13 protein-coding genes are annotated in these 13,962 nt (G+C 37.5%); 12 read left to right on the top strand and 1 reads right to left on the bottom strand.

Annotated features, from left to right (window positions below; translation table 11 throughout):
• Window positions 1–9 precede the first annotated feature (9 nt).
• The 6 genes from MHB42_RS13925 (at window position 10) to MHB42_RS13900 (ending at window position 6,018) form a co-directional block, all read left to right on the top strand.
• On the top strand, window positions 10–651 hold the full coding sequence (locus tag MHB42_RS13925) for a FadR/GntR family transcriptional regulator (protein ID WP_340806906.1): 642 nt from the start codon (window positions 10–12) through the stop codon (window positions 649–651).
• 21 nt (window positions 652–672) lie between these two features.
• Complete coding sequence (gene accD / locus MHB42_RS13920) at window positions 673–1,530, top strand: acetyl-CoA carboxylase, carboxyltransferase subunit beta (protein WP_340806904.1); 858 nt, start codon at window positions 673–675, stop codon at window positions 1,528–1,530.
• Complete coding sequence (locus MHB42_RS13915; protein ID WP_340806903.1) at window positions 1,523–2,479, top strand: acetyl-CoA carboxylase carboxyltransferase subunit alpha; 957 nt, start codon at window positions 1,523–1,525, stop codon at window positions 2,477–2,479. The genes accD and MHB42_RS13915 overlap by 8 nt, the downstream gene beginning before the upstream one ends.
• Window positions 2,480–2,747: 268 nt before the next feature.
• Window positions 2,748–3,707, top strand: a complete 960-nt coding sequence (gene pfkA, locus MHB42_RS13910) for a 6-phosphofructokinase (RefSeq protein ID WP_340808605.1) — start codon at window positions 2,748–2,750, stop codon at window positions 3,705–3,707.
• Between the two features lie 27 nt (window positions 3,708–3,734).
• Window positions 3,735–5,495 (top strand): pyruvate kinase, encoded by a 1,761-nt coding sequence (pyk, locus tag MHB42_RS13905; RefSeq protein WP_340806902.1) that lies wholly within the window; start codon window positions 3,735–3,737, stop codon window positions 5,493–5,495.
• A gap of 133 nt (window positions 5,496–5,628) precedes the next feature.
• Window positions 5,629–6,018 carry an FxsA family protein gene (locus MHB42_RS13900; RefSeq protein ID WP_340806901.1) on the top strand — a complete coding sequence of 130 codons (390 nt, stop codon included), beginning with the start codon at window positions 5,629–5,631 and terminating at the stop codon, window positions 6,016–6,018.
• On the opposite strand, the gene MHB42_RS13895 is transcribed toward MHB42_RS13900, so the two are convergent.
• Complete coding sequence (locus tag MHB42_RS13895; RefSeq protein WP_340806899.1) at window positions 6,002–6,967, bottom strand: AI-2E family transporter; 966 nt, start codon at window positions 6,965–6,967, stop codon at window positions 6,002–6,004. The two genes, MHB42_RS13900 and MHB42_RS13895, sit on opposite strands and share 17 nt — an antisense overlap.
• Before the next feature lie 250 nt (window positions 6,968–7,217).
• Here MHB42_RS13895 and citZ point away from each other — a divergent pair, with 250 nt between their 5' ends.
• The 6 genes from citZ to pnpS all read left to right on the top strand — a co-directional run bounded on the left by citZ (window position 7,218) and on the right by pnpS (window position 13,715).
• Window positions 7,218–8,333, top strand: a complete 1,116-nt coding sequence (gene citZ / locus MHB42_RS13890; RefSeq protein ID WP_340806898.1) for a citrate synthase — start codon at window positions 7,218–7,220, stop codon at window positions 8,331–8,333.
• Window positions 8,334–8,412: 79 nt separating this feature from the next.
• Entirely contained in the window at window positions 8,413–9,675 is a 1,263-nt protein-coding gene (icd, locus tag MHB42_RS13885; protein ID WP_340806897.1) for an NADP-dependent isocitrate dehydrogenase, read from the top strand.
• A gap of 168 nt (window positions 9,676–9,843) precedes the next feature.
• A complete protein-coding gene (mdh, locus tag MHB42_RS13880; RefSeq protein WP_340806896.1) occupies window positions 9,844–10,782 on the top strand; it encodes a malate dehydrogenase in 939 nt (312 codons plus the stop codon).
• 184 nt (window positions 10,783–10,966) lie between these two features.
• Window positions 10,967–11,407, top strand: coding sequence for a MaoC/PaaZ C-terminal domain-containing protein (locus MHB42_RS13875; RefSeq protein ID WP_340806894.1), 441 nt, complete (start codon window positions 10,967–10,969; stop codon window positions 11,405–11,407).
• Window positions 11,408–11,463: 56 nt separating this feature from the next.
• Window positions 11,464–12,180 carry a response regulator transcription factor gene (locus tag MHB42_RS13870; protein WP_340806893.1) on the top strand — a complete coding sequence of 239 codons (717 nt, stop codon included), beginning with the start codon at window positions 11,464–11,466 and terminating at the stop codon, window positions 12,178–12,180.
• Complete coding sequence (gene pnpS / locus MHB42_RS13865; protein ID WP_340806892.1) at window positions 12,177–13,715, top strand: two-component system histidine kinase PnpS; 1,539 nt, start codon at window positions 12,177–12,179, stop codon at window positions 13,713–13,715. The genes MHB42_RS13870 and pnpS overlap by 4 nt, the downstream gene beginning before the upstream one ends.
• Window positions 13,716–13,962: the final 247 nt, after the last annotated feature.

Raw genomic sequence — 13,962 nt, 5'->3', positions numbered from 1 at the left:
GTTAGTCGTATGGATAAAAAAACCGAACAAAAGAAAGTGTTTTTAGAAATCGTCCAACAATTACGTCAACTCATTAAAATGGAAAAAATTCAAGCAGGTGAAAAGCTGCCCTCCGAGCGAGTTTTATCAGAGCGTCTAGGCGTTGGGCGGTCTTCTGTTAGAGAGGCACTGCGCAGCTTAGAATTACTAGGGCTTATTGAAACAAGACACGGCGGTGGTACTTTTCTTGCCTCTACTCATAAACATCAGCTTGTAGAAATATTGTCGATGTTTATCTTAGAAGATGAAAAATCAAAAAGAGATGTCGAATTAACGCGACAAATTCATGAAAAGGAAGCAATTCGCGTAATAAGTTGTACAGAGAATCTTCGCACACTGCCCGTGTGGGATGGTTTTTTTGTGAAGCTGGAAATAGAGGGTGCGGTGAATTGTCGAGATATTTTGCGAGAGTTATTAATTACGACAGGCAATCGTCTTTCATTGAAAATCTGGTTTCAACTAGCAGCTTATGATGGCGACCGCTTAAATCGAAGCTCAACAGAAGACGAAAAATTAATGATCCAAACGATGTTGAAATCGATGCAGCTTGGTTACGAAAAAGAAGCATTAAAAGCTTATGAGCAGTGGATGAATACTGTCACAAGCACTTAGACAACGAAGGGGGAGTCAAACATGGCAATACGCAGTTTATTTAGTGGCAATCGAAAAAAGAAAGAGGATGGACAGGAAAAGGGATTTCCAGAGGGATTAATGACCAAATGTCCTGAATGTCGTCATATTCAATTAACAAAAGAACTCGAAAAAAATCATAAAGTATGTACAAAATGCAATCATCATTTCAAAATGACAGCACAAGAGCGTGTAGACTACTTCTTAGATGAAGGCTCTTTTGTGTCCATGGATGACCATTTACAAACAACTAATCCACTTAATTTCCCAGCATATGTGGAGAAAATTGCGGCAGACCAAGAAAAAACAGGCTTAAATGAGGCTGTTTTAACAGGTGTAGGTACATTAGATGGAGAGGAAGTTGTTGTAGCCATTATGGATTCTCATTTCCGTATGGGTTCAATGGGTTCAGTAGTTGGTGAGAAAATTACACGAGCAGTTGAAAAAGCAACAGCACTAGGTGTGCCATTTATTATCTTTACGGCTAGTGGTGGCGCACGTATGCAAGAGGGTGTATTATCCTTAATGCAAATGGCAAAAACAAGTGTGGCATTAAAGCGTCATAGTGATCAGGGCTTATTATTTATTTCGATTTTAACGCATCCAACAACCGGTGGGGTTTCAGCAAGCTTTGCATCTGTTGGTGATATTAATATTGCAGAGCCACAAGCATTAATTGGCTTTGCAGGACGTCGTGTTATCGAAGAAACAGTTAGAGAAAAATTGCCGAGCGATTTCCAAACGGCAGAATTTTTATTAGAGCACGGACAGCTTGACGCAATTTTCCATCGTCAGGATTTACGTCAGCAAGTGTCATTACTTGTAAAAATGCATACGAAAGGCGGCGTACAACATGCCTAAAAATTTAGCGTTTGAAGAACCAGTCGTACAATTACGAGAAAAAATTGATGAATTAAAAACAATTGCTGCTGAAGCAGATGTAGATATGACAGGTGAAATTGAAAAGCTTGAAACACGTTTAACGCAATTAGAGCAGTCTATCTATACGAATATGAAGCCGTGGGATCGTGTGCAGGTTGCACGACATCCTGAAAGACCTACAACATTACAATATATTGAAGCAATGTGTGAAAACTTTATTGAGTTGCATGGTGACCGTACCTTTGGTGACGACGCTGCCATTTTAGGTGGAATTGCCATGTTTGAGGGACAGCCAGTAACTGTTATTGGACATCAGCGCGGAAAATCTACAAAGGAAAATATACGCCGCAATTTTGGAATGCCACATCCAGAGGGCTATCGTAAAGCATTACGTTTAATGAAACAGGCAGAAAAATTTAAACGCCCAATTATTTGTTTTATTGATACAAAAGGTGCGTATCCCGGTAAAGCTGCGGAAGAACGAGGACAAAGTGAAGCTATTGCTAGAAACCTTGTTGAAATGGCGGGCTTAAAAGTGCCAGTTATTAGCATCGTTATTGGTGAAGGCGGTAGTGGTGGTGCGCTAGCATTAGGTGTAGCTAATCGTATCTTTATGTTAGAGAACTCAACCTATTCGGTTATTTCGCCAGAAGGTGCTGCTTCAATTTTATGGCGTGACGGTAGTCTTGCGAAGCAGGCGGCTGAGGCAATGCGTATTACAGCACCGGATTTAAAGGAACTTGGTATTATTGATGGCATTATTCCTGAAATTATTGGTGGAGCACATCGCAATGTGGCAAAGCAGGCACTTTCTATTAAAGAGTGCATAAGTGACACACTTCAAGTATTAAATTCACTAAGCGATGAACAATTAATTGAAGATCGCTATGAAAAATTTAAGAAAATTGGGCAATATACAGAGGTGTAAGAAGCGTATAAATTTGCTCGGAAAGGGTTAAAATTTGTATCCTAGCCTCTAAAAGCTTTTAAAATTAAAGAAGATAATCGCGCAAAATCGACGTCAGACTTCTTGAAGAAATGTTAAATTTAGGATGTTTTTGAATGGAAAGAGTGTGTGAAAGCGCATTCTTTTCATTTTTTATGTAAAAGTTATGTTTTTATGCCCACAGAACCCTTACATAGTTTGTTTTTTCATGTTAATGTGAATAATAATAGTAAATGCAGGAGGTCCGATGATGAAAAAAATTGCTGTATTAACGAGTGGTGGAGATGCACCGGGAATGAACGCAGCTATTCGAGCAGTTGTTCGTAAGGCAGCATTCCATGGAATCGATGTTGTCGGCATTAAGCATGGTTATGAGGGCTTAGTAAAAGGCTCTATGGAAGAACTTAATTTAGGCTCAGTAGGTGGCATTATTCAGCGTGGTGGCACTTATTTAAATTCGGCAAGGTGTCCTGAATTTAAAGAGGATGCAATTCAGCAAAAGGCTATTGAAAATTTGCAGGCAGCAGGCATTGAAGGACTTGTTGTAATTGGTGGCGATGGGTCATATCGTGGTGCAATGGATTTAGTGAAAAAAGGGTTCCCTGTTGTAGGTGTACCAGGAACAATTGACAATGATGTACCAGGCACTGAATATACAATAGGCTTTGATACGGCACTTAACACCGTTGTAGAATCCATTGATAAAATCCGAGATACAGCTACATCCCATGAAAATTCTTTTATTGTTGAGGTTATGGGACGTGATGCAGGAGATATTGCACTATGGGCAGGTCTTGCAGCTGGTGCTGAAACGGTGCTTATCCCAGAAGAAGATTATAATTTAGATGAGATTGTGGCACGCTTAGATCGTGGTGCAGCACGAGGGAAGAAGCACAGCATTATTATTGTGGCAGAAGGTGTTATGTCTGGAAATGAGCTGGCAAAGCTATTAAAGGAGCAAACAGGAAAAGAAACACGTGTATCTGTCTTAGGTCATATTCAGCGTGGTGGTTCACCAACAGCGCGCGACCGTGTGTTAGCAAGTCAATTTGGCGCACATGCTGTAGAGCTGCTTATGGAAGGCAAGGCTGGCAGAGCTGTAGGTATTCGCAATCATCAAGTGATTGATTATAATATGCCTGAAGCTTTTGAAAAGAATCATGAGGCAGATGTTAGCCTTTACACATTAATGAAAGAACTATCAATATAATTTGTTATAAAACGGAGTGGGCAAATAATGAGAAAAACAAAAATCGTATGTACAATTGGACCTGCAAGTGAGTCACCAGAAACATTAGAAAAACTAATTGAAGCAGGTATGAATGTTGCCCGTTTGAATTTTTCACACGGCTCTCATGAAGAACATGCAGGACGTATTCAGTTAATACGTGAAGTCGCACAAAAACTAAACAAATCAGTTGGTATTTTACTTGATACAAAAGGTCCTGAAATTCGTACGCATAATATGAAAAATGACGAGCTTCACTTAACAGCAGGACAAGTAATTGATATTTCAATGACAGAAGTAGAAGGTACAGAAACAAGCTTCTCTGTTACGTATGATCGTTTAATTGAAGATGTTGAGCAAAACGCAATTATTTTACTAGATGATGGTCTTATTCAATTACGTGTTTTAGCAAAAGATATGGAAAAAGGTTTAATTCATACGATTGTTGAAAATGCTGGCGTCTTAAAAAATAAAAAAGGTGTCAATGTGCCAGGTGTTTCTGTACAACTGCCAGGTATTACAGAAAAGGATGCACAAGATATTTTATTTGGTATTGAACAAGGTGTTGATTTTATCGCTGCTTCCTTTGTTCGCCGAGCAAAAGATGTGCTAGAAATTCGCGAATTGCTTGAACAAAACGGTGGTAGCCATATTCAAATTATCCCAAAAATCGAAAACCAAGAAGGTGTCGATAATATCGATGAAATTATTCTTGTGTCTGATGGATTAATGGTTGCACGTGGTGACCTTGGTGTGGAAATTCCAGCAGAGGAAGTACCGCTTGTACAAAAGAAATTAATTTTAAAATGTAATCAAGTCGGCAAACCTGTTATTACAGCAACACAAATGTTAGATTCAATGCAGCGTAACCCTCGTCCAACACGTGCAGAGGCTAGTGATGTAGCGAATGCTATTATTGACGGAACAGACGCAATTATGCTGTCAGGGGAAACGGCTGCAGGTTTATATCCAGTGGAATCTGTACAAACAATGAATAAAATTGCACAGCGCACAGAAGACTCATTAGAATATAAATCCATTGTTTCTGCACGTAGCCGTGAAAAAGAGGCTAATATGACAGAAGCGATTTCTCAAGCAGTAGCGTATACATCCATTAATTTAGGTGTAAAAGCGGTATTAGCACCAACAGAAAGTGGTAATACAGCAAGAATGATTGCTAAATATCGCCCAGGTGTACCAATTGTTGCTGTGACAGGCTCTGCCCATACAGCAAATACATTAACGTTAGTATGGGGTGTCTACCCAATTGTTTGTCAGCGTGTGACAACAACAGATGAAATTTTAGAGTTAGCTGTAGATGAAAGCTTGAAATACGGTTATGTTACACATGGAGATGCTGTTGTCATTACAGCAGGTGTACCAGTAGGAGAAGCGGGCACAACAAACTTAATGAAAGTTCATATTATTGGTGATTTACTAGCTCGTGGTCAAGGAATTGGCAAAGCATCTGTAGTTGGTAAAACAGTCATTGCAAAAAATGCTGCTGAGGCACTTGCTTATGATACAGATGGCTGTATCCTTGTCACAATTGGTTCAGATCGTGATATGATGCCAGCATTAGAAAATTGCGTTGGTTTAATTACAGAAGAAGGTGGACTAACAAGCCACGCGGCAGTTGTTGGCTTAAGTCTTGGCATTCCAGTAATTGTTGGTGTAAAAGAAGCGACAACATTAATACGCCACGGTCAAGAAATTACAATGGATGCAGAAACAGGTGTTATTTATAAAGGACACGCTAGCGTTCTGTAATGTATAGCAAAGAAGCTGTCTAAAAACAGCTTCTTCTATACTATATTTGGACAACCTTCTTTATTTAAATGAAACTAAATGGGCTATAATTACGTATATAAAGTATAGCTTCTTAAGTAGAGAGGGGAAAAATATGCGTAAATTTTTTCTTGGTTTCGTTGTCTATGCATTAGCCGAATTGGCGTTATTAATAATTGTTGGGAAAAATATTGGTGTTTTAAGTACATTGTTGCTCATTATTGCGACGAGTGCTCTTGGTATTTATGTGATGAAAAATAAAGGCATGCATTCTATGCAAAATGTTAAACAGGCAATGGCACATGGTGAGGCTCCTGGAGCTGCCTTAGTTGATACATTTTTAACATTTAGTGGTGGGTTGCTTTTAGCATTACCAGGATTTTTAACGGATATTGTTGGTTTACTGTTACTTATGCCTTTTTCACGAAAAATGTTCCAGCCGATTGCCTATTATTGGATGCGTAAAAAAATGAAAAAAGGACAATTTATTATCGTTCAAAGATAGCATTTTCCTTAAGCTTGACCGCTAAAAATAAAAAGATGGGGCTAAGCAAAATTCCATAAAAGCCAAATAATAAAATAGAGGCAGCGCTGATAAAAAATGTATGGAATGTACGTAATTGTAGCGTATTTGACCACAGCATGGAATCAGCAAGCTGCCTTGTTAATTGGACAAATAAATATAATAGTAAGATGGCTACACATAAAAAGGTATTGCCACTGAAATAAAAATAAATACTCATCGGTACAAGAAAAACACCGATACCAAAAAACGGTAGCACATCTGCAAATGCCACAATAAACGCTTTAATAATGGCTTGTTCAAATTGAAGAATCATAAATCCTGCGCATAAAATAAATAGGGTAATTGTAAACAATTGAAATTCTACAAACAAAAAGTAATGAAAAAGCTTCATAATTTTTGCAAAATGTGATTGCCATTCATGCCGATATTTTTTTGGCACATATTGAAAAAACCAGTACCGAGATTTACGCGTTTCCAATAAAGCAAAATAATAGGCTACTAAAAAAATAAATACTTCAATGACATGCTTCATTAATAATTGGAAAAGGTCTGCTGTGTATATAATGATAGAATCAAAAATGGATAATGATTTTTCCTTTAAAACCTGTATAAACATCGATTCATATTCGCTGAAAAGTGGAAAGTTTTGCAGTGTATCACGGATTTCTGGAAAAATTAGAATAACGCTATTGATTGATATAAGCACAAGTAGAAAAATACAAGTTAATATTAATATTTCAACAATAATAGCTGCTATCCAATAAGCAATCCGACAGTATCTATGTAAGAAATTTATAATAGGATACGTCGAAAATGACAAAAAAATAGCGAGAGAAACAGGTAATACGAACCAAAGTATGATTAAATAAAAAATAAAAAGCAAAATACTTGTAGTTATTTCATATGAAAAATACTTCAAATTCCTCATTTTTACAAATTCACCCCACAATCATTGATACATTAATGTCAAAATATACAAAACAACTTCTTTAAAGCGCATATTTAGTCGTTCGTACGTCTTTTTCTTAATTTGTTGAATTCCCATTCACAAAGCTGTCAAAAATGATTATAATAGCAATGTAAGCGATTTACTTAATGGTTCATATGAGCAGAAAACGTAAATGCCATATAAATAACGCATTTACATCAAAAAATTAAGAATGAGGGAGCGATAATTTATGTCAGCAACTAAAGGTTTAGAAGGTATCATAGCAGCGGAATCTAAAATTAGTTCAATTATCGATGATACACTTACATATGTTGGTTACAACATTGATGATTTAGCAGAAAATGCTTCATTTGAAGAGGTAGTTTATTTACTATGGCATACTCGTTTACCAAAAGAAGACGAGCTTGCTGAGTTAAAGCAACAATTAGCAGACAATATGTCTATTCCACAAGCGATTATTGATCAATTCAAAACATACCCACTATCAACTGTACATCCAATGGCTGCGTTACGTACTGCAGTATCTTTACTTGGTGTATTCGATGAAGAGGCGGATGTGATGGATCCAGAAGCAAACTACCGTAAAGCAATTCGTCTTCAAGCAAAAATTGCTACAGTAGTAACTGCGTTTTCACGTGTTCGTAAAGGTTTAGAGCCAGTTGCACCAAAACCTGAACTAGGATATGCTGCAAACTTCTTATACATGCTAAAAGGTGAAGAGCCAGAAGCTATTGAAGTAGAAGCATTTGACAAAGCACTAGTATTACATGCTGACCATGAATTAAATGCATCTACATTTACAGCACGTGTATGTGTAGCTACATTATCAGATGTTTATTCAGGTGTTACAGCTGCAATCGGTGCATTAAAAGGACCACTTCATGGTGGTGCAAATGAGCAAGTAATGAAAATGCTAACTGAAATTGGCTCACTTGATAATGTTGAATCTTATATTCAAAATAAATTAGATAACAAAGAAAAAATCATGGGCTTCGGTCACCGTGTGTACCGTAAAGGCGACCCACGTGCACCACATTTACGTGTAATGTCTGAAAAACTTACAAAATTAACTGGTAAACCAGAGCTTTATGAAATGTCAGTTAAAATCCATGACATGATTGTAGAACAAAAGAAATTACCTGCAAACGTAGATTTCTTCTCTGCGTCAGTGTATGATTCTTTAGGTATCGATCATGACCTATTCACACCAATTTTCGCAGTATCACGTACTTCTGGCTGGGTAGCTCATATCCTTGAGCAATATGCGAATAATCGCCTAATCCGTCCACGTGCAGAGTATGTTGGACCAGGTATGCAAAAATATATTCCAATCAGCGAGCGCTAATTTGGAAAATATGCTAGAATATTTAGGACTGTGTTAGTGCTAACACAGTCCTATGATTATGAATTTAGGAGGCAACAGAATGTCAAACAAAATTGTAGTTGAAAACGGCGTACTTAATGTACCAAACAATCCAGTAATTCCTTTCATCGAAGGTGACGGAATTGGTCCAGATATTTGGGCTGCAGCATCACGCGTAATCGACGCAGCAGTAGACAAAGCTTATAACGGTGAAAAGAAAATTGAATGGTTAGAAGTTTTAGCTGGTGAAAAAGCATTTAACCAAACTGGTGAATGGTTACCACAAGAAACTTTAGACAAAATTAATGAATACCTAATTGCAATCAAAGGTCCTCTTACTACACCAATCGGTGGTGGTATCCGCTCTCTAAACGTAGCATTACGTCAAGAACTTGACTTATATGTATGTTTACGTCCAGTACGTCACTTTGATGGTGTGCCTTCTCCAGTTAAACGTCCAGAAGACGTTGATATGGTTATCTTCCGCGAAAACACAGAAGACATCTACGCAGGTATCGAATACAAAGCTGGTTCAGATGAGCAAAAGAAATTATTAAACTTCTTACAAACTGAACTTGGTGTTAACAAAATCCGCTTCCCAGAAACTTCTGGTTTAGGTATTAAGCCAGTATCTCAAGAAGGTACAGAGCGTTTAGTACGTGCTGCTATCGAGTATGCTATTAAACATAACAAACCATCTGTTACTTTAGTACACAAAGGTAACATCATGAAATTCACTGAAGGTGGTTTCAAAAACTGGGGTTATGAATTAGCTGAAAAAGAATTTGCTGATCAAACATTCACTTGGAACCAATATGATGCAATTAAAGCTGAACAAGGTGAAGAAGCAGCAAACAAAGCACAAGCTGATGCTTTAGCAGCTGGTAAAATCTTAGTAAAAGATTCTATCGCTGATATCTTCTTACAACAAATCTTAACTCGTCCAACTGAGTTCGATGTAGTAGCTACAATGAACTTAAATGGTGACTATATTTCTGATGCATTAGCTGCACAAGTTGGTGGTATCGGTATCGCTCCAGGTGCAAACATTAACTATGTAACTGGACATGCAATCTTTGAAGCTACTCACGGTACAGCTCCAAAATACGCTGGTCAAGATAAAGTAAACCCATCTTCTGTATTACTTTCTGGCGTATTAATGCTTGAACACTTAGGCTGGCAAGAAGCTGCAGATTTAGTAACTAACTCTGTAGAAAAAACAATTTCTTCTAAAGTTGTAACTTACGACTTCGCACGTTTAATGGACGGCGCAACAGAAGTAAAATGTTCAGAATTCGCAAATGAGTTAATTAAAAACCTATAATTTTCTATATGAATATAGAATTCATCACAAAAGCTAATGCTTGATGATGCCGATATAATTAGGATAAAAGTAAAAATATTTACGAGAAACTTGTTTAATAGAGGGAGTGAGATGTATTTCTCCTCCCTCTTTTAAAATATATAACCTAATTTAAAGGAGCGTATTGAAATGTCTCTGAAACGTAAAAAAATCTCAGTAATCGGTAGTGGCTTTACAGGCGCTACTGCAGCATTTTTAGCAGCTCAGAAAGAACTTGGTGACGTTGTACTTGTGGATATCCCGCAAGCAGAAAACCCAACAAAGGGCAAGGCATTGGATATGTGGGAAGCAGCACCAATACAAGGCTATGATTCTTACGTAAAAGGCACTTCGAATTATGCAGATACTGCTGATTCTGATGTAGTAATTATTACTGCTGGTGTTGCACGTAAGCCAGGGATGAGTCGTGATGACCTTGTTCAAATCAATCAAGGTGTGATGAAAGCTGTTTCAAAAGAAATTGCTGAATATTCGCCAAATGCTACAATTCTTGTGTTAACAAATCCAGTTGATGCCATGACTTACACAGTGTACAAAGAAACAGGCTTCCCGAAAAACCGTGTCATCGGTCAATCAGGTGTTCTGGATACAGCTCGCTTCTGTGCATTTGTGGCAGAGGAATTGAATGTTTCTGTAAAAGATATCACTGCCTTTGTCTTAGGTGGTCACGGTGATACAATGGTTCCATTAACACGCTATTCATTTGCAGGTGGTATTCCATTAGAAACATTAATTGCGACTGAACGATTAGAAGAAATTGTAGATCGTACACGCAATGGTGGCGCTGAAATTGTCAACTTACTTGGCAATGGCTCAGCATACTATGCGCCAGCTGCGGCATTGATTGAAATGGCAGAGGCAATTTTAAAAGACCAGAAGCGTATTCTTCCATCTATTGCTTATTTAGAAGGCGAATATGGCTATCACGATTTATACTTAGGCGTACCAACATTACTTGGCGCAAATGGCATTGAAAAAATCTTTGAGCTGGAATTAACAGACAAAGAAAAAGCAGCGTTAGATCAATCAGCAGATGCAGTACGCAATGTGATGAAGATTTTAGTATAAGTAAGCAACGAGCGGGAGTGATTCCTGCTCGTTTTTTTTATAAAAAACTGATAGGATGTTCAAAGTGACGGATAGAACAAACATCAGCAAAGCAAGAGCTTGCTGTATATGAATGTTTTATTGTACTTTTGGCATAAAATTGATACTATGAATGTAGTATGATGGAAAAGGGGTTGGCGTATCTTTGCTTCAAAAAAATAGTAAGCTTGGTTTCACGATTGACGAAATTACAGTTGGCGAAAAAATTCATATTACGGAAAAAATTGAAGATCGAGATTTATTGCTGTATTTAGGGCTTACAAATGATAGTAATCCGCTTTATATTCAACATGATTATGCTGCCACAACACCTTTTCAAAAGCCCATTGTGCCAACAATCATGTTAAATGGTATTATTACATCAGCTGTGTCAAAGCATATTCCTGGACCAGGTGTGCGAATTATTGAGCAACATTTAAAATATTTAGGACCTCTCTATCACTATGAATTTTTTGATACGCTTTTAGAAGTAACAGCAGTTGATAAGATAAACAATACAATTACTATATCTGTACACTCTTATAATGAGCAAAAACAGCTTGTGATTGAAGGTATGCTATTGGTAACACCACCACTTGCAATATAGACGTCTTGGGATTTGAAATGGGGGTTTCAAATCACCTACGGAGGCATTAATTAGTTATGACAAAAACAATTTTAGTTATAGAAGATGAACTTTCTATTGCAACATTATTGAAATATAATTTAGAGCAAGCGGGCTATATCGTCGAAACGGCTGTAGATGGTCAAGAAGGATTAGATAAAGCTATCGATATACAGCCTCATTTAATTTTGCTTGATTTGATGCTACCTAAGTTGGATGGTATGGAAGTTTGCAAACAAATTCGGCAGCAACGCATGAATACACCGATTATTATGTTAACAGCGAAAGATGATGAATTTGATAAAGTATTAGGGCTGGAACTAGGCGCTGATGATTATATGACAAAGCCCTTCAGTCCTCGCGAAGTATTAGCACGTGTAAAGGCAGTGTTAAGACGTTTTACACAAAATATTGTGACGGAGGATAAGGACGAGCCACAAGAAAAAATGTACGAGTTTGGTCAATTGCGCGTATTCCCAGAACGCTTTGAAGTCTTTTTACAAGATGAAGCACTGGAGTTTACACCAAAGGAATTCGAACTACTTATTTATTTACTTGAAAATAAAAATCGTGTATTAACGCGTGATCAGCTATTAAGTGCTGTCTGGAAATATGATTTTGCAGGCGATACTCGCATTGTGGATGTGCATATTAGTCACCTTCGCGATAAAATTGAGGAAAATAGCCGTAAGCCTATGTTTATTAAAACGATTCGAGGTCTTGGCTATAAATTTGAGGAGCCTAAAACAACATGAAATCAATGAGCAACCGCTTATTCTTGACATTCATGCTTTTAATTGGAACGATATTAGCTGTCCTAATGATTGTGATAGGTCAGCTTTTTCCTGTTTATATGAAGCAATACAATGAGCAGGAACGCTCGCAAATCGAAGCATCCATGCGTCAAGTTATTGATGAACGTGAAATTGAGCTATCAAAGGAAGATCAAGAGGCATTGTATACCGTACAAAATATAGAGTATAAGGAATCTTTATTAACCTCTGCACGCACACGCCTTTACATGATTCTAGCTCTTCTTTTTGCAATAACGCTTATTTTAATAGCGATTATTAGTCGCTATATGATTCGTGATTTTACAGCACCTATTGATAATGTAACAGAAACGGCACTTGAGCTGGCAAAAGGCAATTATCGTGCGCGTGCCCATGAAAATGAACACGAACGCATGATACCACTTAGCCATTCCATTAATATTTTGGCACGTAATTTACAAGATATTACAACTATACGTGAAGTAGAGGAGGAGCGGCTGAAAACCTTAATTGAAAATATGGGTAGCTCTCTTATGATGATTGGTCGTGAAGGCAATATATCGATCGTGAATCGGGTCTTTTTAGATCGCTTTGGGATGCAGCTTGATGATGTACAGGGCAAAGTATTTCGCACAATTGGCTTACCGCAATCACTTGAGCAATTTATTGATCATGTATTTTTAACAGAGATGCCTTACCGCCAACAAATTAAAATGGAAGTGCAGCAGGAGCTTTATCATAAAGAGGTATACGGAGCGCCTGTTATTGGAGATCATGGGCGATGGCTAGGCGTTGTTATTGTTATGCATGATATTACGGAGCTAGTACGTTTAGAGCAAATTCGCAAGGACTTTGTCGCTAATGTATCCCATGAATTACGCACACCGATTACATCCATTAAAGGCTTTTCAGAAACGTTGCTGGATGGAGCCTATAAAGATGAAAAAATGCTAATTTCCTTTTTAGAAATTATTTATAAAGAAAGTAATCGTCTACAAATACTTATTCAAGACTTGTTAGAGTTGTCGAAAATTGAGCAGCATGGTTTTACGGTTAATATTATGCCAATGGGCTTGCAGGATGTATTGATTCGTGGTGCAGAGCTTACAGCGCCACGATTGGATGAGAAAAATATGAGCTTTCATGTAGATATAGAGCGCGATGTACAAGTTATGGGTGATGCCAATCGGATTATTCAAATTGTCACAAATTTAATTACAAATGCGATTACCTATTCCCTTGAAAACACAACCGTTTCGATTCGGTTAAAGGAAAATGAAACCTATGGCATTATTGAAATAGAGGATCAAGGAATTGGAATTGAAAAGCATGAAATTCCTCGCGTTTTTGAGCGATTTTATCGTGTGGATCGGGCGCGCAGCCGCAATTCTGGTGGCACAGGTTTAGGGCTAGCAATTGTCAAACACCTTGTAGAAGCCCATCATGGTCGTATTCAAGTGGAAAGTGAAGTAGGAGTAGGCACAAAAATGATTGTGATGATTCCAAAGAAAAATTAACAAATCCTTTACATTTATAAAATATTACATTCATATTTGGGCATTATACTTAATTAGTAGAAACCCCCTATATGAATCGCCATAAAAATTTTTGATAACTGCTATGTAGAAAGAATCTAGTGCTTTGTTTTGGCATTGGATTCTTTTTTTCTATTTTACAGAGTGGATAAATAGGTGTAAAATATAGTAGCATAACAGTTATCTTAAATGAATTCTTGCTTTTACGGTCAGTAAATTATACTTCTTT

This window comes from Lysinibacillus sp. FSL K6-0232, assembly GCF_038008325.1.
Classification (GTDB): domain Bacteria; phylum Bacillota; class Bacilli; order Bacillales_A; family Planococcaceae; genus Lysinibacillus.
Note: the sequence above shows the minus strand (reverse complement) of the source record. Positions and strands in the feature narration are given on the sequence as shown.